This window comes from Bacillus luti, from assembly GCF_001884105.1.
In the GTDB taxonomy this organism is placed as follows: domain Bacteria; phylum Bacillota; class Bacilli; order Bacillales; family Bacillaceae_G; genus Bacillus_A; species Bacillus_A luti.
In genome coordinates, this window is the sequence record NZ_MACI01000045.1 from 27791 (window position 1) to 49070 (window position 21280).

Here is a 21280-nt window from a genome sequence, read left to right on the forward strand (position 1 = left end):
AATGACTATACAATTCCACTCCATACGTTAAACAATGATTTCACACATACAAATAAAAAAAGATGGGAGCCCTACTATGAACAACACTCCACCTTCAACGTCCCAAAGTTCAGCAGCAACAAATAAGCGTGAAGTGACCTTACAAACATTACGCGTCGTCGGACTTATTGTACTTATTAGTGGCTACATATTGGTCGCGCTTTCTGAAGTAGGAACATTAAAAAACCTTTTACTACAACCGAGCACCACCCCAAATTTAGCTGACGTTGATCCGTTTTAATAATTATATAAAAAACGATCCTAGTTCGTTCGCTTTTTATATAATTTATCCAATCTGAGAAACATTCCGTTCATCCTGATACTTCTCTTTCTCTATCGCCTTCATAAATAATAAAATACTGCTCATACCAACGATAAAGTACAGAGCACTCATACCCCAAGATGCAAGAAATGAACCTAGCATAACACCTAATGCTCCATTCATTTTTGCAAATTGAAAGACCATCCCGTTAATCGCCATATAAGAACCTCTCGCCTCGTTTGGCACCATATCTGCCATAATAGATTGACGCACTGGCACATACATCATCTCGCCTACCGTTTGGAAAAGCCCTGCCATTAATAAAATCCATAAACTATTGCTCGTTCCGAGTATTGTAAATCCAATCGTATAAATGAATAAGCCTACATATAATATTTTCAAATCGTTGAAGCTTTTCAGCATTTTAATAAGAAGCGCTGAACATAACACAACTAAAATTGTATTCTCAGCAGAAATCCAGCTCAGCATGCGAATACCTGTTAAATCAAACGTGAAACCATTACCGAAGAAAAAGTGAACCGTTTCAAATTCCTTCTGCAAGCGAACGCCTAAATAATTATTAATTTGAAACTCTAACGATAATGTACATATACTTGCCAAACAAAAAATTAAAAACGCCCTATCTTTCATCACAACTTTATAACTATCTGCCATATCTTTTAACACATTTTTCTTTTCTACTGTTTTTCGTGCTACATACACTTCTTCCATATATACAGCCATCACATATAAAGTAATAACGGCAACAAGCGTTAACACGATAAACAGTTGTAATCTATAGTTCTCAAATAGTAATCCGCCAAATATCGCTCCAATCGCAATCGATAAATTAATAGCCCAGTAATTAATGCTGTACATCACTTTTCGATTTTCAGGTGTACTCACATCAATTAACATTGCCTCTGTCGCTGGGTTCATAAGTCCAGATCCTAAACTATTCACTAACATAAACACAAATGTTAACCACGGGGAATCTATATAATCTGAGTTTGCAATCCCCATACAAGCAATGGAAACGACTTGTATACTTTGTCCAATAATCATCACCTTTTTACGACCGAGCCGATCCCCAACATACCCACCATATAAACCAATAATTAATGAAGCTAACACATTGATTAGCAATAAAGCACCCGCAAGCGCACTACCTAACTTGATTGAAAAATAAATCGCCATAAATGGAAAAATCATTGTGGACACAGTACGTGTTAAAAACGAAGTTATAATTCTAATTTTTATATTTCGATGCATACTCCAAAATCCCATTGTTTCCCCCTCCTTATGCTTACTTATTTTACTTTGAAAAAGAGGAAGAAAAAGGTTAGAATATTCTAAAGAGTTTCCCCTTTTATGAAAGAAGGAAGTGTATACGCATGAAGATTATGGACTATTACATTCGTTTAAGATTACATGCACAAGATCAACAACATATACGAAATAGCTTACAAGAATTAGCGGATATTTTATATTGCAGTACGAAAAACGTAAAAATTTTATTAAAGAAAATGAGTGAAGAACAATTAATTCACTGGACTCCAGGGCGAGGTCGTGGGAATAAAACAGAAATTATATTTGTACATAGTTTCATAGAAGCCGTTGAATCCCATACAGATGAACTATTAGCACAAGAAAAATTAAAGGATGTCTTTCTTCTTTTAAAGGAGCCCTTGCCTCCTACACTTCATAAGAACATTGAAGGTAAACTCCATCATCATTTTGGCTATGAACCTTCAAATGATATGTACGACATTTTAAAAATTCCAATATCAAGAAAAGTAATGCCGCTGGATCCCGCTTTTGCAGCTGTTACAACAGAGAGCCATCTTACGAGTCAAATTTTTGATACATTAGTCGTTTATAACGATATTACCGAAAAAATGGAACCGCACATTGCACATACGTGGGAATTAAGTGAAGACGGGCTTACATGGACGTTCTATTTACGAAAAGATATACATTTTCATAACGAAACAGTTTTAACTTCTAAAGATGTTCAATTTTCATTTGAAAGATTAAAGCAAGTTCACTCTCCTTTCGAATGGTTAACAGAAGAGATTGTTCAAATTGAAACACCATCACCACTTCAAATTCGATTCCATTTAGCAAAGCCCAATTTATTTTTCTTACACTATGTAAGTTCCATGCAGCTCGCAATTTTGCCGCATGATGCGAGTATTCAAAATCATCATTACATCGGAACGGGACCTTTCAAACTTGCTCATTACTCTGAAGATAATATCGTACTCGAAGCATTCACCCATTATTTTAAAGAGCGTGCATTATTAGACCGTATTGAATTTTGGGGTATTCCTGATCATGTGCAAGTAGATTCTGACTATGAGCTGCCAAATGAAGAGGAAGATGACAGACACGACATACAAATAGAAGAAATAGGCTGCGTTTATGCTGGGTTCAACTTTACAAAATTTGGTCCGCATCACGACATTTATTTTCGTAAAGCTTGGAGAGAAATATATGATGTTGAAACGATACTTAGTAACATAGAAGGCAGACGAACAATTGCTGCTTCGAGCTTTTTTCCTGAAAAAAGTCGCCAAGCCAAGAAGAGATCTTCCTCTTTAAAAAAGGCGAAAGAATATTTGAAAAAGAGCACCTATAATGGAGAGACGATACATATTTATTTCTTCGCATTTAAAGATAGTGCAAATGATGCAGATTTCCTAAAAGAGCGTTGTGAAAGTTTAGGTATACAAGTAGAACTCCACCCATTTCTCGTTTCCGATTATATGAATCGTACTATCGATCAACATGCCGATATTATTTTAATGGGAGAAGTGTTTGCTACCGATCATGAAATTGCATTCTTAAATGTATTTAAAAATAAAAGTTGCTTCGTAAGCCGGTTCATGGACCCACACTATGAAAAACAAATTAACTGTTTGCTAGATACATTTTTACTAGAAGAAAATAAAGAAAAGCGTTATGAGCTCATGTATGAGATTGAAGAGTTTTTACAAGGAGAACACATCATTTTATTTAACTATCACGTTTTAAAAAGAAAAACATATCCTTCTTCTTTGAAAAACGTAACAATTGATTCATTCGGTTGGGCGAATTTTGCGAAGTTATGGATACAGCCATCCAGGTCTTAAAATGTGAGTCATTATAAAAGGAGAGAAACCATGAAACGCACCCTAGAAAAAAGACTTTCCTATCTATACACAGGTGAGTTATTTTCAGTCATTACTTTTATTTTCACAAGTTACTTACTTAATTATGCTTATCCTACGTTACATTTATATTCCCTGTATTCTTTTTGGGTCTCATTTCTTCTTTTAGAGTTTATCTTATTACAAGGAACAATTTACTGGTACGTAAAGTGGAAACGACTAAAAAAAGAGAAAACATCTGTTACGCCTATTAGGTTGATTCAATATTTAAAAGTACTTAAAAAGATAAATATAGCATTAATTATCACGGGATTTATTACGTTTACTATTGATTTTGTAATTTGGTATCCCCACTTACCTTTAGGCGGGCTATCATTCACTCTATTTATTTATATTTTTGCATTACTTGAGTACATTAACTATTATCATACTCAGCTTTCATACGATAATATCTCTGATATGAAACATTTAATCAAATCAAAAAAACTAAAACAGTCCTGTATAAGTAAAGATTTTCAACGTATTTCATGAAAGAGAAGGTACTACATCCTTAGTAGTACCTTCTTCACATACAGATCCAAACTATTATTTAATTACTCCATCTAAGTGATCTTTCAAGTTCAATAAATATTGCTCAATATTTGGATTCTTCACCACATCATAACAAGCAAAACTCTTTAGCGGACTCATACCGAGAAACTTTTGCACGCGATGTAAATGACTAAGCACTGATTCTAAACTTTCTCCTTCAAAGAACTTCGTCTTATCTCCAAATGCTTTCTCAGGTGCATTCCAAGTTGTAGAAAACATATATTTCTTCTCTTTTAATAAACCACCTGTTCCATATTCATCAGCACCTTTAAAGAACAAACCGTATTCATATACTTCATCCATATACGTTTTAAATAAGCCCGGTACACTAAACCAGTAAATCGGTGTTTGATAAATTACAACATCCGCCCATAAAAACTTCTCTTGTTCTTCTTTTATATTGTAGCCATCTTGAATCGTTGTTGTTTTCACATGATGATTCTCACTTAATACTGTTACCATATGATCCACTAACGTTTTATTTAATCGTCCTTCCTTTGTACCGTATTTTTCATGTCCATTTATAATAAATATATTTTTCATCGTTTTTCTCTCCCCTAATCTATTCCTCGCTTATTAACCCCAGTTGCTGTTTCAACGTAAGATTATCTTCCAAATGCCAGTCTTCCATGATCTTTCCATCTTTCACATGTAAAATATCAATTGCAAAAAAATTGATTTCCTTATCATTATGCGTTCCTGTAAAAGAAAGACGAGCTGTTACTTTATCTCCAACGACTAATAAATCTTCAATCTCGCAATGTATATCAGGCACAACTTTACGAAAATTTTGTACCGCAAACTTTAATCCTTCCGTGCCTTGTGGTCGCCCTTTCGGCAATGTATTATCGAAAAAATTTTCAGCAACAGTCTGCGGAATAAGCTCCTCTTTACCTGTATCCCAAAATGTATAAAAACGCTGCGCGGCATGAACCATTTCGGTCGCTTCCTTTTTACTGATCGAAGGATCAATTGTCATTGCTTTTGGCTGTGGCATTTCTTTTAATAGCTGGACTTCAGTTTTTTGCTCCCCGCCGCATGCTACAAGTACGATACAAATAACAAACAAACTAAGGAACCCAAACAACTTTTTTATCCCCATGAAAATCACCTCCCCCTCATACAAACCCTTTATATTTCGTATTGCTATTGTATATGCACTAACTTCCTTTATGGAAGTAGTGATATTTTTTTCATATAGTTACTAAAAGTATAGTTTTGTGATACTATAAAGCAAATTCATTCAAAAAAATTTTATGGAGGCTAGTTCCATGAACAATATAGATCCAGTTGAATTAACGAAAGGTTTACCTGGCATACCTTGTCCTATCGCTAAAACGCTTGATGTAATTCGTACAAAATGGACGTTTTTAATTATTCGTGATCTTCTTATCGAAGGAACATTACGCTTTAATGATTTGCAGAAATCAATGGACGGGATTAGTCCAAAAACATTATCGCTTCGACTAAAAGAATTAGAATCTCAAGGCATTATAACGAGAAAAGTATATCCAGAAGTTCCGCCTCGTGTAGAGTACACATTAACGGATAAAGGAAAACAATTAGAGGGGATTTTTATTGAATTAAAACGGTTTGGATTAAGTTTATAAAACAAAAACCCCTTACCGTCGTAAGGGGTTTTATTACTTCGCAAAACTTTCAGCTAGCTGCTTCTCTCTCCACATAAATGTAATGCCGAGACCAACTATTAAAACAACTCCTGAAAATGCATATGGATAATGAATATTCATATCAAATAATATTCCGCCCATCGCTGGTCCTGCGATATTTCCTAAACTCGTATACGTCGAGTTCATACCAGCAACGAATCCTTGCTCTTTTCCAGCTGCTTTTGATAAAAACGTCGTTAAAGCGGGACGAAGTAAATCGAATGCTAAGAAAATGAAGCAAGTAACGAGAAGTACAATCCAATAATTAAAGACTACAGTTGATACGAACGCTAACACTGCTCCTACAATTAAACATATTTGAATTAATACTTTTTCGCCAAATATGTCTACTAATTTTCCAAACATAAATACTTGCACAACTACCCCAAAGATGGAACTAATTGTAATAATTGCCGCAATATCTTTCGGTGTAAAACCAAACTTATGATCAGAAAACAGGCTAAACACAGTTTCATACGCTGATAATCCGAATGCGAGTACAAATACGATAATAAATGCAATTGCATACATTGGATGTAATGATTTCTTTAAGTCACCAATAAAACTTGATTCTTTCGTATTAGCAGAAATCTCTGCAAGCTCTGCTTTTGTTAACGGTTCTTTTAAAATAAAGATAGAAATTACACATGCTATAAAAGCAATTGCTGCTGCTACGAAGAACGGCACACGTATACCGTATTCTGCAATAAACCCACCGATTCCAGGTCCTATAATAAATCCAGTACTAATAGCCGCAGATAAATATCCCATCGCCTTTGGACGTTCCTGCATAGATGTAATATCCGCAACATATGCCGTAACACCAGGCATAATAAACGCAGCACTAATTCCGCCTAACACCCTCGCTGCATAGAGCATCCATACATCTTTTCCTAATCCAAACAGAAGCTCTGAAACACCAAAAATAAATAATCCAATGATTATCATTTTCTTCCTACCGTAAAGGTCAACCCATCGGCCTGTAATAGGTGAAGCAATAAGCTGAGCCATTGCAAACACTGCAACGAGATATCCCATCGTCTTCCCTGTTAAACCCATATCATTCATAAAGGACGGCATAACCGGAATGATTAATCCAATCCCTAAAAAAGCGATAAATATATTACTCAAAAGAATGATCAATACCATCTTTTGTTCTTTTATCGGTTTCTTCACTTTTTAACACCTCTTCCCGTAAATTCCTATCAAAAAATAATGCCCAAGAAGCTTTTTCTTTATCCTTCTATTTGTGGGCTAATCATGAGTGAAGATGCCCTTACTCGTTAGAATTTCACTCTATCTTTCCACACATACATACGCATTAGGTGAATGACTATCATTCAGTTTTCCTCAAAAATGAACCTACCTTTTCAGACAGGTTCATCCCACTATTTCTTTATATGTAGTGCATGTGTTAAAAAATCTAGTACTTCTGCCTTTTGTAGCTCGACTTGCTCATCATCTTTATGATCATATAAATACACTTGTTCCGCTGCTGATTCAACAAGGGCGATAAATAACTTCGCTGTTCGCTCTGCATGAACCGAATCACGAATTTCACCAGCTTCTTTCGCCTCACTTAAAAATTCACTTAACCACATATAAAGAGGCTCATACACAGCTTCCCATTCTTTTATATGTTCAGTAGATGCAAGACCCGCATACATTAAGGCTTGTATTTCACGATATTCAGCTATGAAGTTAAATACCGCATCTATTACTTGCGTCACTTTACTTGAAAAAGGTGCATCGTTCTGCACTTTTTCCTTTACTGCAAGTATCATCTTTTCAACCATCACTTCTGCTATTGCAGGCATAACAGATAACTTAGAAGGAAAATATAAATAGAAAGTTCCTTGTGCAATGCCAGCCAATTTCACGATATCAGAAATCTTCGTTTTTTCAACGCCCTTTTCCTGAAACACTTCAATAGCTGCATAGACAATTTTTTCTTTTTTATTCATCATCTAAACCCTTTCACACACATATTGAATGACTGTCACTCATTTTATAAAATAACTAGCTGTACTGTCAATTATGGTGCACTTTTTATAACAAAAATCTCCTAACGACTTGTTAGGAGATACAGTATATCTTTACGACAGAGCCTTTAATCCTGTCACACCACATACAATAAGAGCCACACTAATAATACGTGCCTTACTTTTCGATTCACCAAACAAGAACATATTTAACAAAACGGCACCGGCTGTTCCAATACCAATCCAAACCGCATACGCGACACTTACTTGTAAAAACAAGAAAGATGTGTATAAGAATGCGAAGGAAGTTGCAAAACCACCTATATAAATCGCTCCATTTGCTAACGTCTTGTCTTTACTATACATTTTAAGACCGATCACACCGACTATTTCACTAATTGCAGCACAAAATACGAAAAACCAACCCATCTTTAAGCAGCTCCTTCCATCGTTTCTTCTTTATTATCAGCTAGCTTTAAACCGATAACGCCAGCTACAACCATCACGATAAAGAATAATTTTCCTAAACTGAAACTTCCGCCAAACAGGAATACATCCATTAAGAAAGTACCTACCGTACCAGCTCCGGCGAACACAGCATATACAGTCCCTGTCGCAAGATGTTCACACGCTTTAGAAAGGAAGTGAAAATCAACAGCGATAACTCCTAAAATAATAACCCAATGCCACCAAATATCGGCCGTATTAAAGCCAAACACCCAAAAAATTTCAAAGATACATGTTAATATGACATATAACCAAGCTTTATTTTTCATACCTCTCACCTCTTATGACTGACTATCAGTCATTTTTATTTTAAAAAAATATACTCTTTCATCACTACTATATAAAAACAGCTATCAACCTCTTTTATCGTTATATTTATTCTGTTCCAACGCTGACTACATTCAAAAATTATTTGATTTACTTTTAACATCCTCGATCAATGAATTCTCATCTTCTTGCATGCATCCAAAAATATCTTATCAGCAGTCTTCCGAAAAATGACTGAATGTCATTCATAGGTATTGTATATGAATACTTCACAACGTGTCAACAGTAGATTTTCATAATGAATATGGACAAATACATACTACGAAATATGTTTAGGAAAAATTTCATTTCCGCCTGTATATTTCTCAATAATCTGTTAATAATAAGAGTAACAGATTATTTTCTCCATTCCCCCTTGGAGAGATCCCTTGAATAGAGCAGTTAGCTTTTGCTAGCTGCTCTTTTTAATTTTCATCTTTCATAATCCCATTCAATCGCATGTTCACTTGATCCAAAATAGCACTTGTATTCAATTACCACCTTCACTTATTTGTTTTATAATTCAATATGCAATATTGCATATTTTATTATTGCAATATCACTTTATTAATCATCTCTTTATATAAACGAGTGTCTATTATGCGGTAAATCAACATTTGTAATTTAATTCCTTATTTAAAATATCTAGAATTCATTTTAAACACTATATTCGGATAATTATATTGGAATTTATTGCTCTACACATTCAAATACGTATTATGTATTATGTAGGAGAAGAGTAATTAAAAGACTTACTCTTTGCTATTGAGGGAAGAGCCTGAGAGCCATATCAGGCTCTTCTTTGTTTATAAACTTATATGCCAGAAATCGCGGTTTATCTACTATAATATTCCTTTTGGACCCAGTTTAATAAAAATAACAATCACTTATTCAACTATAAAAATATACATACTAAATTTTCAAATCCAATTTATCGAGCAGTTAGCTTTTGCTAGCTGCTCTTTTTAATTTCTCCACACACTATGATGAAATCCTTTTTTCATCACATAACAAGGAACGAAGGATTTTTTAATCTATTTATTTTCCAATAATCCTTTATATGTGCTAATTTTATGCTCGAGCATCTTCTCTGTAACTTCTAAGGTTTCTCTTTGAATCTGAATAGATTTCCTATGATCCTCTAGGAGCTGTAAACGTGCTTCGGCTGTATGCTCCCCTTCTGTATATAATCTAGCGTATTCTCTTATTTTCGCTATCGGCATTTGTGTTTGTTTTAATTTCATTACAAACTGCAACCACTTTATATGTGATTCTTCATAAATTCGATTCCCATTTGTATCGCGATTTGTAATTAATATATTTTCCTTTTCATAATAACGTAGTGTATGCGTGCTCACTCCTAATAATTTAGCTACCTCACTAATTGTGTACATACTCTAACTCCCTCCATATGCTTACCCTCATATATTTTACGGCCTTATCAAATTTATAAAAAACATTTGACTTAGAGTATACTCTAACAAATAAAATCTAACCATAATAATTAATTTGAATTTAGGGGGATTTTATATGAAATATACTGTGATTACTGGTGCTAGTTCAGGAATCGGCTATGAATCAGCTTTAGCCTTTGCATCTCGCGGAAAAAACTTAATACTTGTAGCTCGAAGACAAGAAGAATTAGAAGAATTAAAATTGAAAATTAACGAAATGCATCCAGAGTTGGATGTTGTCATTCGAAGAACTGATTTATCCGTCACTGAAGAAGTTTATAAGCTGTATGAAAGTCTCAAAAGTTTTCAAATTGAAACGTGGATTAACAACGCAGGCTTTGGTAATTTCGCCTCAATTGCTGAACAAAATTTAAATAAAATAGAGACGATGTTACATGTAAATATAGAAGCACTAACTATACTCTCTTCTCTTTTCGTTCGAGATTATTCAACGGTTGATGGAACCCAGCTTATTAACGTTTCATCGGGCGGTGGCTACACAATTGTTGCTGACGCTGTTACGTACTGTGCTACGAAATTTTATGTAAGTGCATTTACAGAAGGACTGTCCCACGAACTGAAACAACAAGGCGCGAAACTGCAAGCAAAAGTTTTAGCTCCTGCTGCAACTGAAACAGAATTTGCGAAACGCTCATTTGATATTGATGAGTTCCAATACGATAATGTTGTACCGAAATTCCACACTGCAAAACAAATGGCACAATTTATGCTCGACCTTTATGATAACGATAAAGTTGTAGGAATTGTCGACGGTTTTACGTATAACTTTGAACTTAAAGATCCACTTTATAATTTTGCCGTGAGACAAACGAATTCAAATTCTTAATACCATCTCATTTCTTATTGAAATATAGATGCCCACTATTATGTAAATAATAGTGGGCATCTATATAAATTTTTCATCCAACATACCGAACCATCGCCACTTCATCACAATAATCAACCTTTGGACAATGTCTGCAATCAATCCATACTTTCTCTGGCAATGCATCTCTATTCACAAAATCAAACCCGCATTTTTGAAAAAATTCCGTTTCATACGTTAAAGAAATGACTCTACTCACTTTTATTTTCGCTGCCTCATTTATTACATGGTTCACTAACATACGCCCGATTCCTTTTCCTGCATATGTATGCGAAACGACTAAAGATCGTACTTCTGCAAGATCTTCTCCTAATACATGCAATCCAGCAACTCCAACAATTTCTCCGTCTTCTTTCATAACATATAAACATTGCAAATATTGATAGAGAGACAACAGAGAACGCGGTAAAACAACTCCCTCTTTTGCGTAAGTTTCAATGAGATTATAAATTTCTTTCACATCACTCGTAACCGCATTAAAGATTTTCATATTCTATCCCCTTGCCCCCAATATTAATATTTATAACTTTAAATGAATTTTAATTCATAATTTTATATAATAATACATCTCTCTTTTCTCCTCGTCAATCACTTTATACAAACAAAAAACCAAGCAGTCTAATCACTGCTTGGTTCCTCACTTCGTATCGGTAATACCGTTGAATATTTAATTTCACGCAGTGCTAAACTCGTCTGTATACGTGTAATACCAAGCTTATTCAGCTTTCTAATAAACTGCTCCAGCTCTTTACGATCACGATTTGCAACCTTTAATAAATAATCGTACTCTCCTGTTAAACAGTGACATTCTAACACTTCCGGCATCGATTCTAATTCTTTCTCCAGCACTTCCAGTTTATCCGATTGATGAATATTCGTACTCATAAAAATGAAGCATAACAAATCAAAACCAAGCTTTTCTTGATTTAAAATGGCTACTTGCTTATCAATAAAACCTTCTCCATCTAACCTTTTTATCCTTGCATGCATCGCAGCTGGTGATAAATTAACGCGGCGTGCTAGCTCGACATTACTTACTTGTGACTCCTTCTGCAATATATCTAAAATTTGTACATCTAAATTGTCTAGCACTTTAATAACAGACGACTCCATTACAATTCCCCCTTTTTCCTTACCGATGATTATTCGGAAAAACACCTTACACTCTCTATGAAACTGAACATTTTTTCATTAAAATCATTTTCAACTAAACATTTTATCGAGTTTTTATCATTATACAAAAGAATATATTACACAATAAAGAAAAATGCTAAAATTATTTACAATTCATATTGATTACAACAAAGGGGATTTTAACATGCCTTATTTTTATGTCTTTTTACTATTACTAACGAGCTTATTATGGGGAGGAAATTTTGTCGTTGGGAAATCACTCGTTGATCATGCGTCTCCGATGACACTTACTAGTTTAAGATGGATAATTGCAATCGTTTGTTTATTACCAATGGTTTGGTTTAAAGAAAAGAAAATCATCCCGCCTCGTGCTGCCATACTTCCGTTAATATTGATGGGAATTTCAGGGGTTGCTCTTTTTAACATCTTTCAATTTTTAGCTTTAGAAAAAACATCCGCAACGAATGTAGGGCTTATTTCTACATTGAACGCAATTTCAATTGCACTATTTTCAGTATTATTTTTAAAAGAAAAAGTAAATACACTTCAAATTTTATCTATGATTCTTTCATTCTTTGGCGTTATTCTCGTACTTCTAAAAGGTGATTTCTCACTTTTATTTTCACTACATTTTAATAGCGGAGATTTATGGATGATTGCGGCAGTTTGTATTTGGGGAATCTATTCTGTTTGCAGTAAATGGGCAACAAAAACAACGACGCCACTTATGGCGACATTATATTCTGGTATTTTCGGCGTTATTTTATTACTGCCATTTAACATAGGGAGCTTCACTGTTACAAATATAAATACTTCTTTCATAACATCACTTTTATATACAGGACTCATTTCCACAGTTCTTTGTATGGTGTTTTGGAATATTGGCGTACAAAAATTAGGAGCGACAACGTCAGGGATTTTTCTAAACTTCAATCCGATTTTTACAGCAATCTTAGCATTCTTTTTCATCGGTGAAGAACTAACATGGATACAAATTTTAGGGACAATGATCGTCGTGACAGGATGTTATTTATTTTCTCATTTCAAAACTGTTGCTGTTCAGCCGACTAGAGCTTTACTGCGAAAACATTCTTAATCAAAAAACATCGCCACCCTAGTGGCGATGTTTTTATTTACGTTTCATTTCTTTCACATACTGCTTTTCTTCTTCTGGCGATAAACGTTCTGTTGCCTTTCCAGTATCACCACCTTGAATTTCCCACAAAAAGTTATGCTCCTCAACCGTTTGTGAAAAATCCCCTGCCTCCCAGCGCTCTAAAGTGGTAAGTAGCTTTGACTTATGTTTAAAATTTGTACTGCTTTCTACCGCGGCCTTCGCACTACGAATTTCCTTATTTGTCATTTCAATAAACCCCCATTTTTCAGAGGATTTCACTTTTTGATGTACCATCCTATGCATGGTAGAAATAATTTCATCTTCACTAACTTGTGGCTTCTCTTCCTCACCTTTCTTCTCCTGTTGCCCCATTGCTTTTTGTGTTTTAAGACTCTTCTCCTCTTCTTCTATATAATTAATAGCTTTAGTAACACCGAATATAGCTCCTATCGCAATTACAATCATTGTAATTGTCCCTATAATCCATTTTTTCATATTATGTATTCCCCATTCCCCTAATAATCACATAAACAAATGGAATCGCCTGCACACGAACGATTCCATTTGTTTCCTTATTTCATTTTAAACCTTCATTGCTTCTCGTACAATATAACTATCCACATATTGCTTAAATTTTACTATTTTTCTATTTTCAAGATTCCATACGTGAACGAAATCTGCTTCAAATGATTTTCCCGTTTCTTTATAAATTCCTGAATAAACACCTTCAGCAATAATTACATCTTTTCCGTTTACTTCATGGTACATATTTACTCTCGCTTTATAATCATCCCATTCTGATCCTAATCTGCTAAATACATTTTTCATTATTGCTTCTATACCTATATAAGTTCCACCGTATGGGAATCCTTCTGCCTCTGTCCATTCTACTTTTTCAGAGAGGGCTTCTGCTAAATGTTTTGCATTCGAAGAAGCTGATCCTTCATATGTACTTCGAATAATTTCTAAATTTGATTTAGGCATGTTACTTCCTCCCATTTTATTTATTTTTTACACATGATGTAACCAATAACGTTACATCATGTGTAAAAAAATATTTAAATTGTTTTATTCTTAATCTACAAGTTGTAATCATTATAGTTACAATAATGATTCAAGTCAATAATTTATAAATAAGTTTACTTCGTTTTCATTACTTTCTCTTTTAAGAAACGATCTACATATCCTTCTGCTTTTACAACGAATAAATACGCACCCATTGCCAGTAATGCAAGATCTAATTCATATCCTGGATTCTTTCCATCTCCTAATAAACCTGCTGCTCCATTTACCTTTACGATAGCTCCAGCTAAAATAAGTGCAAATAATAATCCTACATATCGTACACCTAAACCGATAATTAATAATATACCACCAACTAATTCAACTGTCGCTACGCCGTATGCAAGACCACCTGGTAAGCCGATGCTTGTGAACCATCCTGCTACGTTATCGATACCTGATTGAAACTTCGCTAAACCGTGCGCAAAGAACGTCACTCCTAACACGAAACGAATAATTAGATTACCAATGTATTGATTCATTTTGAACTCTCCTTTTTGTTTTGTTATGACAAACTTTTATTCACAAGTCAAAACAATACGGTATTTCATTTCATTCGTCAAATACTTTTTAAAGAAAACAAAAAACATTATCCGTTTTACGAATAATGTTTTCTTACAAAATAGCGCTAATTCAAGCTTTTACTCTATCGCACAGAAAAAGTTGAAACATTTTTCCAGCACTAACATACGGCAATAAAGACACATCTTCTTCTATAACCATTCCAACAACATTCACCTTCTCATCTACAGCTAAATCATGTACAACAATTTGCATCTCCCCAGCGTATCTACCGTACAATTCATTATCAATTGTAATGCTGCCTTTCTTTCTTGCAATTGTATGCATCGGCTGTAGCACAACTTTATTTCCTTCTCTTGATTCTACAGAGCGAATGACATCACGCGCTGGATCTAATCGATTCGTATGCACTTGCTCTACCAGTTTTAATACTTCTTTATCAGTTATAAGTGATTTGTAGCGTAGCGGAATAACCCCTCTACTCGCACTCGCTATCTCTTGTACACTTTCTAGACTTCCGCTTATATCCCCGATTAACACCTTATCGACACCACAATCCTGTAAAAGTTCTAAATACGCTTCAAGCGGGCGCATATTGCGGTGCTTTTCTAACGTTGGTAAGCCTTCATATAACGGGCCCCGTTTCTCCCCATCCCCTGTAACAAATGCCATCGTTTTTATTCCGCACTCATGTAAATATTGATTTTGCTTTTGCAAGAAGGACTTTGCTAGTCCTGTCTCTGGGCGCGGGTAAAAATTATGCCACGCTTCTACATTCTCTACTCGTATATCTTCCGCAAGTAACTCTTTCCAAAATGAATCTGTAATCGTACTCGCATTTAAGGCTACTTTCATTGTATGGGATACGCGTGCGATTTCTTTCGGCGTGATGCCATAGTCCATTCGTAAGCCAGTAATGCCCCACTCTACTAACTCTTCCACATTTTCATACGTCATTCCTAAATGGTGTAACGATTTTGGAGAAACATCGACCATTAATTCCATTTCATTTTCAAGAGCCTGCTTCCCAAGTATTTGAATTAACTCTTTATACGTATTTGGATCATCTTCTGGTATATGAAGTGATGTAAAAATAGATAAAAACCCGTTTTCCTTCGCTACTTTTAGCCATTCTTCTTGTTTCTTTACTCGCTCTTTTGAAAGATAAATTGATACTCCTAGCATATGAATCTCCCTTTCTATGAATAGAAAAAGAGAAAGGAATCCCTTTCTCTATATGTTTTCTGCCATTTCTTCTTTAAATCCGAAGAAGTACGTAAAGATGAATCCGAAAGTATATGCAACGACTAATCCAAGGAAATATAATAAATATTTATTATCAGCAATTAACGGAATTAATGATAATCCTGATACGCCAATTCCGAGCGCGGCTGTTTGCATAACTGCTTGGAATGCACCACCGACAGCCGCACCTAAACAAGCTGTAAGAAACGGTTTCCCAAGTGGTAATGTAACCCCGTATAATAACGGTTCGCCAATTCCTAAAAATCCAACTGGTAATGCACCTTTAATTACGTTACGCAGTCGTTTGTTTTTTGTTTTTACAAAAATCGCAATGGCTGCGCCTACTTGCCCAGCACCAGCCATTGCAAGTACTGGTAATAAAGGTGTCACATGCGTTTGATTAATAAATTCCATATGAATTGGTGTTAAACCGTGATGTAGTCCGACCATAACGAGAGGTAAAAAGGTTCCGGCAAGCACTGCTCCAGCAAACGCTCCTCCAATATTTAAAATACCATTAATTCCGCTAGTAATTCCTTCCGATAAGAAACCTGCAACTGGCTGAATTGCTAACATCGTTACGATACTTACTACTAATACAGTAATGAGTGGTGTCACAATAATATCAACTGCATTCGGTACAGCTTTTCGAACTTGTCTTTCCACGACAACCATAAGCCACGCTGCAAAAATAACTGCAAACAATCCGCCCCGTCCGGGTACGAGCGCTTCACCAAATAACTTTACGTTCGCCATCGCCGGGTTAAAAATTAAAATACCAGCAATTGCCCCAAGAACTGGAGTCCCGCCAAACTCTTTCGCTGTATTCCAACCGACTAAAATGCCTAAGAATGTGAAGATACCGCCACCAATAAGTAGTAACATTTGTAGCCACGTTGCATTCGGATCAGCACCTGCGTTTTTCGCAAAGTTAGCAACCCCGTTTATAATACCTGACGCAACAAGACCCGGAATTAACGGAATGAAAATGCTTCCTATTTTTCGTAAAAAGTTTTTCACTGGTGTATTATTTTTCTTTTTAATCTCTGACTTCATCTCTTGCCCAAGGTCTTCAAGGTGATGATCTGCCACCTCACCAATTCGCAGTCCCGTTAAACCTTCCATCTCAGCTGCTACTTTATTTACTGTCCCTGGACCAACGACAACTTGAAGCGTCTCATCTTCAATAACCCCCATAACGCCTTCAACCTTTTTCAAAAGGTCCATATTCACTTTACTTTCATCATGAAGCGTTAATCGTAGCCTCGTCATACAATGAGCAATGCCACGAATATTTTTTACTCCCCCAAGTTGCTCTGAAATTTCTTTGGCCATTCTCTCTTCTTTCTTCATAATAGAATCCCCCTCCCTATTATTTTATAACGCCTTCTTCACAAACCCTTTTGCTTCTTTTAGTTTCTCCAGTGCTTCCCCATACTCACACTGCAGTAGCACCATAACAATCGCAGCTTTCACGTTACGTTCTGCTTTTTCATAGTAATCTGCCGCTACTTCATAACTAGCACCTGTTGCTTCTACAATAATTCGTTTTGATCGTTCTACTAACTTTTCGTTTGTAGATTGAACATCTACCATTAAATTTTTATATACTTTCCCAACACCAATCATAGATGCTGTTGAAATCATATTGAGTACTAATTTTTGCGCTGTACCAGCCTTCAAACGCGTTGAGCCTGTTAAAATTTCTGCGCCTGTTTCTACTTCCACATTTAGTTTTGCATATTTACTTATTTCAGCATTTTTATTACAAGAAATACTCGCCGTGCTCGCTCCCACGCTATGCGCGTATTTCAATCCGCCAATTACATAAGGAGTTCGGCCACTTGCTGCAATTCCAATCACAGTATCTTTCTCGTTTAATCCAATACTTTTTAAATCTTCTTCTGCTAACTCTTCGCGGTCCTCGGCACCTTCTACCGCTTTAGTAAACGCTTTCAATCCACCAGCTATAAATCCTTGCACCATTTTATCATCTGTGCCAAATGTCGGTGGGCATTCCACTGCATCTAAAATACCTAAACGGCCACTTGTACCAGCCCCAATGTAAATTAATCGGCCCTCTTCTTCGAAAGATTTAATAACAGTCTGCACAACTTTTTCAATCTGTTCTATCTCTTTTTCAACTGCTAACGAAACAGTTCGATCTTCTTCATTCATACTTTGCAGAACTTCTTTTATACTCATCTCATCTAAATTCATCGTCTTTTCATTACGGTGTTCTGTCGATAAATTTTCTAACATATTACCACCCACTTTGAAATTTAATTTCATACTTTCATTATAACTTCAAGAAATTTAAAATCAATATTACTTTATTATTTTATGAAATTTAATTTCTTTTCATGACGAATTTATCCCACTTTAACAGGCAGTAAGACCCCCACCTCAAATTCAGCGAAAGCAAAGAAGATCGTTGGGGGATGAACAAAACCCCCACTTATTAAAGTTTCACTTTATGTCAGTATGCAAAAAAAGATGGGTTTCCCCATCTTTTCATTTTAACTTCCGTAACCGTACTGCTTCTTCTCTTGTCTCCATAAATTGATCCAATACATTATTACCAATTCGGTTGAAAGTAATTACATATAAAGCATCAATCATATTCAGTTGTGTCATTCTTGAAGCAATACTCGCAATACGGTGATCTTGCTCTACATCTGGCATACAAAGACGAATGTCTGCCTCTTTATATAACGGTGATGATTGATCGAGCTTTGTAATTGCAATAACTGTTGCACCTTGTCTCTTCGCATATTGCGCCATCTCAAGTACATCTTTCGTACGACCCGATGTTGAAATCGCCACAAATATATCGCCTTCTTTTAAATTCGTCACAAGTGGCAACATCATGTGAAAATCAGATAGCATCATCGCTGTAAATCCGAGCCTCGTAAATTTATAAGCCCCGTCCATCGCCGGAGTAGCTGATCCACCTACTCCGTAAAATATAATTTTATCCGCATTTACAATAAGGTCCGCTGCTTTCTCCAGTTCCTTCTTATCAATAGCAGTAACGCTCGCCTCAATTGCCGCTTTATTCACATATGTAACCTTATTAAACAAGTCGTACGGTCCATCTTCCGTATTCATCACTGAAAAATCGTTAATATTATAATCAGCAATCGTTAATTCACGAACGAGCGCGATTTTAAATGCCTTAAAGCTTCCTATTCCAATCGACTTACAAAAGCGAACAACACTCGCCTCACTTGCGCCTGCATTCGTTGACACTTCTTTCGTCGTTAAGTTCGGAACAATCTCTGCATTCTCCATTATGTACATGGCAACCTTCTTTTCAGCTGGTGAAAATTGATCCATATTACTTTCAATTTTAAATAGTAATGTTGAAGCTTTCACTATTTAACCTCCACTTCGTAATTTTCACACTTTCTTCTCCTTGTCATCACATACATAGATTTTATCATACTTACAAACCTTTCATGCCATATGACCATTGCTTTTTACAATAAAAAAAGAGCTTACCTACTTCAGATAAGCCCTTCTTCTCTATACAAAATATTTCTTCAAAAGTGGCGGCGTAATAATCGTCGTTAATATAACAACAATGACAATCGCTGTGAAATTTTCTTTCGCCAATAAATTCGCCGTAAGTCCATTTGCTGCGATGATAAGCGCTACTTCTCCGCGTGATACCATTCCCGCACCAATACTAATAGAAGATTGAAGATTGAACCCTGTTAATCTTGCGCCTAAACCTGATCCGATTAACTTTGTGAAAATCGCAATAAGCGTCATAATAATAATGAACCAAAGTTGACTTCCAATGCCTTGAAATGTAATTTCCATTCCGATACTTACGAAGAACACCGGCACAAATATCGCATAAGCAATCGGTTCAATCTTATGTTCTACTTCATGCTTATACTCCGTTTGAGAAATCGCAATCCCTGCTGCAAATGCTCCAATAATACCTGCAATCCCCATCATTTCACTGTAATACGAAAAAGAGAAACAAATAATAAGTGCCGCACTAATTAATGCTTCTGATACACGAAGTGGGACAAGCATTTTCATAATCCACGGAACAACTTTCCATGCGATAAAAACAATACTTACAAAGAAAATAAGTTTCTTTGCGATAACAAGTGTTATATTCACATCTTGCGTGCCTAAAAAACTCATAACAAACGCTAATAAAATAACGACAATGACATCATCAAATACGGCAGCACCTAAAATCGTTGTACTTTCTCTCGTATTCATTTTTCCTAAATCACGTAACGTTTGCACTGTAATACTAACCGATGTTGCGCAAAGTAATAGCCCTAAAAAAATTGCATGAGATTGTATTAATCCAAATAGCAACCCCGTTACATATCCACCGATGAAAGGAAAAATAATTCCACCAGCCGCTACTGCAAATGATGATTTCAAATTCCGATTTAACTCTTCTAAATCTGTTTCAAGTCCAGCCATAAACATAAGGAGTAAAACACCAATCTCACTCAGTTCATCAATCAGTTCAGAACTATTTATAATACCGAGTACAGCTGGTCCAATAATAATACCGACAATTAACTTACCAAGTACAGAAGGCTGACCGAGTCTTACGCTAATGTCACCAGCCAATTTCGTACAAAGTAAAATGACGACAAGTTCAAAATAAAATAACATAGCATCTGCTCCTACTTTAACTTTAATCAGTGGGTTTTCTCCATCCGAAGTAGATTGGTAACCCCCGTCTTATTCCTGCAAGTAGTTTCTCCTATTCATCCGCTTTTTATTTGTCATATTTTTATTTGACAAAATATTCTGAATTATAATAAGATTAATCCAGCAATTTCAAAAACTACATACCATAACTGTACCTCCATTTCCTTACATACTCTTTTTTAGTGGGCTCATACCATATTCGCGGTTATGGAAATGAAAAAACGGGGGGAGAGTCCAAAGTGAAGTCATTATTACGAAAAAAAGCGCTTAGTACTGAATCACCACGGCAACTAGATCGGACATTAACGGCACTAGATTTAACCTTTTTAGGAATTGGCGCCGTAATTGGAACAGGAATTTTTGTATTAACAGGTATTGTCGCAGCAAAACATTCTGGTCCTGGTATTATGCTTTCATTCCTCATTGCTGCATTTACTTGTGCTTGCGTAGCCTTTTGTTATGCTGAATTTGCTTCTTCTATACCTGTCTCAGGAAGTGTGTATACTTACGCATACATGACAGTCGGAGAAGTCGTTGCCTTCATCGTTGGTTGGTGTTTAATGCTCGAATATTTACTGGCAGTCGCAGCCGTAGCTGTCGGTTGGTCTGGTTACTTACAATCTTTACTACAAGGCTTTAACGTACACCTTCCCGCC

Annotated in this window: 25 protein-coding genes; 7 read left to right on the plus strand and 18 right to left on the minus strand. The window is 35.7% G+C overall.

The window, feature by feature from the left end; all coding sequences use genetic code 11:
- Window positions 1–76: 76 nt before the first annotated feature.
- Window positions 77–280 (plus strand): hypothetical protein, encoded by a 204-nt coding sequence (locus BAQ48_RS10530; RefSeq protein ID WP_071711040.1) that lies wholly within the window; start codon window positions 77–79, stop codon window positions 278–280.
- Window positions 281–325: 45 nt separating this feature from the next.
- Here the strand turns inward: BAQ48_RS10530 and BAQ48_RS10535 are convergent, their stop codons facing one another.
- Window positions 326–1588 carry an MDR family MFS transporter gene (locus BAQ48_RS10535; RefSeq protein ID WP_071711041.1) on the minus strand — a complete coding sequence of 421 codons (1263 nt, stop codon included), beginning with the start codon at window positions 1586–1588 and terminating at the stop codon, window positions 326–328.
- Window positions 1589–1695: 107 nt separating this feature from the next.
- On the opposite strand from BAQ48_RS10535, the gene BAQ48_RS10540 reads away from it, so the two are divergent.
- Entirely contained in the window at window positions 1696–3435 is a 1740-nt protein-coding gene (locus tag BAQ48_RS10540; RefSeq protein WP_071711042.1) for an SgrR family transcriptional regulator, read from the plus strand.
- 30 nt (window positions 3436–3465) lie between these two features.
- On the plus strand, window positions 3466–3984 hold the full coding sequence (locus BAQ48_RS10545; protein WP_071711043.1) for a general stress protein: 519 nt from the start codon (window positions 3466–3468) through the stop codon (window positions 3982–3984).
- A gap of 54 nt (window positions 3985–4038) precedes the next feature.
- Here BAQ48_RS10545 and BAQ48_RS10550 read toward each other — a convergent pair whose 3' ends face one another.
- Window positions 4039–4587 carry an NAD(P)H-dependent oxidoreductase gene (locus tag BAQ48_RS10550; protein WP_071711044.1) on the minus strand — a complete coding sequence of 183 codons (549 nt, stop codon included), beginning with the start codon at window positions 4585–4587 and terminating at the stop codon, window positions 4039–4041.
- A gap of 19 nt (window positions 4588–4606) precedes the next feature.
- A complete protein-coding gene (locus BAQ48_RS10555; protein WP_071711045.1) occupies window positions 4607–5146 on the minus strand; it encodes an ester cyclase in 540 nt (179 codons plus the stop codon).
- A 169-nt stretch (window positions 5147–5315) separates the two neighbouring features.
- Here BAQ48_RS10555 and BAQ48_RS10560 point away from each other — a divergent pair, with 169 nt between their 5' ends.
- The gene (locus BAQ48_RS10560) at window positions 5316–5654 is read left to right on the plus strand and encodes a winged helix-turn-helix transcriptional regulator (protein WP_071711046.1); all 339 of its coding nucleotides are present in this window, start codon (window positions 5316–5318) and stop codon (window positions 5652–5654) included.
- Window positions 5655–5687: 33 nt separating this feature from the next.
- Here the strand turns inward: BAQ48_RS10560 and BAQ48_RS10565 are convergent, their stop codons facing one another.
- The 5 genes from BAQ48_RS10565 to BAQ48_RS10585 all read right to left on the minus strand — a co-directional run bounded on the left by BAQ48_RS10565 (window position 5688) and on the right by BAQ48_RS10585 (window position 9903).
- On the minus strand, window positions 5688–6890 hold the full coding sequence (locus tag BAQ48_RS10565) for an MFS transporter (protein ID WP_071711047.1): 1203 nt from the start codon (window positions 6888–6890) through the stop codon (window positions 5688–5690).
- A 212-nt stretch (window positions 6891–7102) separates the two neighbouring features.
- Entirely contained in the window at window positions 7103–7681 is a 579-nt protein-coding gene (locus tag BAQ48_RS10570; RefSeq protein ID WP_002017530.1) for a TetR/AcrR family transcriptional regulator, read from the minus strand.
- A 129-nt stretch (window positions 7682–7810) separates the two neighbouring features.
- Window positions 7811–8125: a DMT family transporter gene (locus tag BAQ48_RS10575; protein ID WP_000539670.1), complete on the minus strand. Its 315-nt coding sequence runs from the start codon at window positions 8123–8125 to the stop codon at window positions 7811–7813.
- A 2-nt stretch (window positions 8126–8127) separates the two neighbouring features.
- Window positions 8128–8472 carry a DMT family transporter gene (locus tag BAQ48_RS10580; protein WP_071711048.1) on the minus strand — a complete coding sequence of 115 codons (345 nt, stop codon included), beginning with the start codon at window positions 8470–8472 and terminating at the stop codon, window positions 8128–8130.
- A 1071-nt stretch (window positions 8473–9543) separates the two neighbouring features.
- Window positions 9544–9903, minus strand: a complete 360-nt coding sequence (locus BAQ48_RS10585) for a MerR family transcriptional regulator (protein ID WP_071711049.1) — start codon at window positions 9901–9903, stop codon at window positions 9544–9546.
- 136 nt (window positions 9904–10039) lie between these two features.
- On the opposite strand from BAQ48_RS10585, the gene BAQ48_RS10590 reads away from it, so the two are divergent.
- A complete protein-coding gene (locus tag BAQ48_RS10590) occupies window positions 10040–10810 on the plus strand; it encodes an SDR family NAD(P)-dependent oxidoreductase (RefSeq protein WP_071711050.1) in 771 nt (256 codons plus the stop codon).
- Between the two features lie 73 nt (window positions 10811–10883).
- Here the strand turns inward: BAQ48_RS10590 and BAQ48_RS10595 are convergent, their stop codons facing one another.
- A complete protein-coding gene (locus BAQ48_RS10595; protein WP_071711051.1) occupies window positions 10884–11339 on the minus strand; it encodes an N-acetyltransferase in 456 nt (151 codons plus the stop codon).
- 128 nt (window positions 11340–11467) lie between these two features.
- Entirely contained in the window at window positions 11468–11962 is a 495-nt protein-coding gene (locus BAQ48_RS10600) for an Lrp/AsnC family transcriptional regulator (RefSeq protein WP_071711052.1), read from the minus strand.
- Window positions 11963–12167: 205 nt separating this feature from the next.
- Between BAQ48_RS10600 and BAQ48_RS10605 the strand changes: the two genes are divergently transcribed.
- Window positions 12168–13079, plus strand: a complete 912-nt coding sequence (locus BAQ48_RS10605) for a DMT family transporter (protein WP_071711053.1) — start codon at window positions 12168–12170, stop codon at window positions 13077–13079.
- Between the two features lie 33 nt (window positions 13080–13112).
- Here BAQ48_RS10605 and BAQ48_RS10610 read toward each other — a convergent pair whose 3' ends face one another.
- From BAQ48_RS10610 to BAQ48_RS10645, 8 genes are all read right to left on the minus strand, one after another.
- The gene (locus BAQ48_RS10610) at window positions 13113–13595 is read right to left on the minus strand and encodes a PRK06770 family protein (RefSeq protein WP_071711054.1); all 483 of its coding nucleotides are present in this window, start codon (window positions 13593–13595) and stop codon (window positions 13113–13115) included.
- Between the two features lie 87 nt (window positions 13596–13682).
- Window positions 13683–14084 carry a nuclear transport factor 2 family protein gene (locus BAQ48_RS10615; protein ID WP_071711055.1) on the minus strand — a complete coding sequence of 134 codons (402 nt, stop codon included), beginning with the start codon at window positions 14082–14084 and terminating at the stop codon, window positions 13683–13685.
- A gap of 155 nt (window positions 14085–14239) precedes the next feature.
- On the minus strand, window positions 14240–14644 hold the full coding sequence (locus BAQ48_RS10620) for a DoxX family protein (RefSeq protein ID WP_071711056.1): 405 nt from the start codon (window positions 14642–14644) through the stop codon (window positions 14240–14242).
- Window positions 14645–14795: 151 nt separating this feature from the next.
- Window positions 14796–15869 (minus strand): DUF871 domain-containing protein, encoded by a 1074-nt coding sequence (locus BAQ48_RS10625; protein ID WP_071711057.1) that lies wholly within the window; start codon window positions 15867–15869, stop codon window positions 14796–14798.
- Window positions 15870–15917: 48 nt separating this feature from the next.
- Window positions 15918–17282: a PTS transporter subunit EIIC gene (locus BAQ48_RS10630; protein WP_071711058.1), complete on the minus strand. Its 1365-nt coding sequence runs from the start codon at window positions 17280–17282 to the stop codon at window positions 15918–15920.
- Window positions 17283–17306: 24 nt separating this feature from the next.
- Window positions 17307–18191 carry an N-acetylmuramic acid 6-phosphate etherase gene (murQ, locus tag BAQ48_RS10635; RefSeq protein ID WP_071711059.1) on the minus strand — a complete coding sequence of 295 codons (885 nt, stop codon included), beginning with the start codon at window positions 18189–18191 and terminating at the stop codon, window positions 17307–17309.
- A 252-nt stretch (window positions 18192–18443) separates the two neighbouring features.
- Complete coding sequence (locus tag BAQ48_RS10640; RefSeq protein WP_071711060.1) at window positions 18444–19307, minus strand: MurR/RpiR family transcriptional regulator; 864 nt, start codon at window positions 19305–19307, stop codon at window positions 18444–18446.
- 150 nt (window positions 19308–19457) lie between these two features.
- The gene (locus BAQ48_RS10645; protein WP_000899805.1) at window positions 19458–20585 is read right to left on the minus strand and encodes a cation:proton antiporter; all 1128 of its coding nucleotides are present in this window, start codon (window positions 20583–20585) and stop codon (window positions 19458–19460) included.
- Window positions 20586–20806: 221 nt separating this feature from the next.
- Here BAQ48_RS10645 and BAQ48_RS10650 point away from each other — a divergent pair.
- Window positions 20807–21280, plus strand: a 474-nt coding sequence (locus BAQ48_RS10650; RefSeq protein ID WP_116758503.1) for an amino acid permease, incomplete at its 3' end; no start/stop codon positions are given.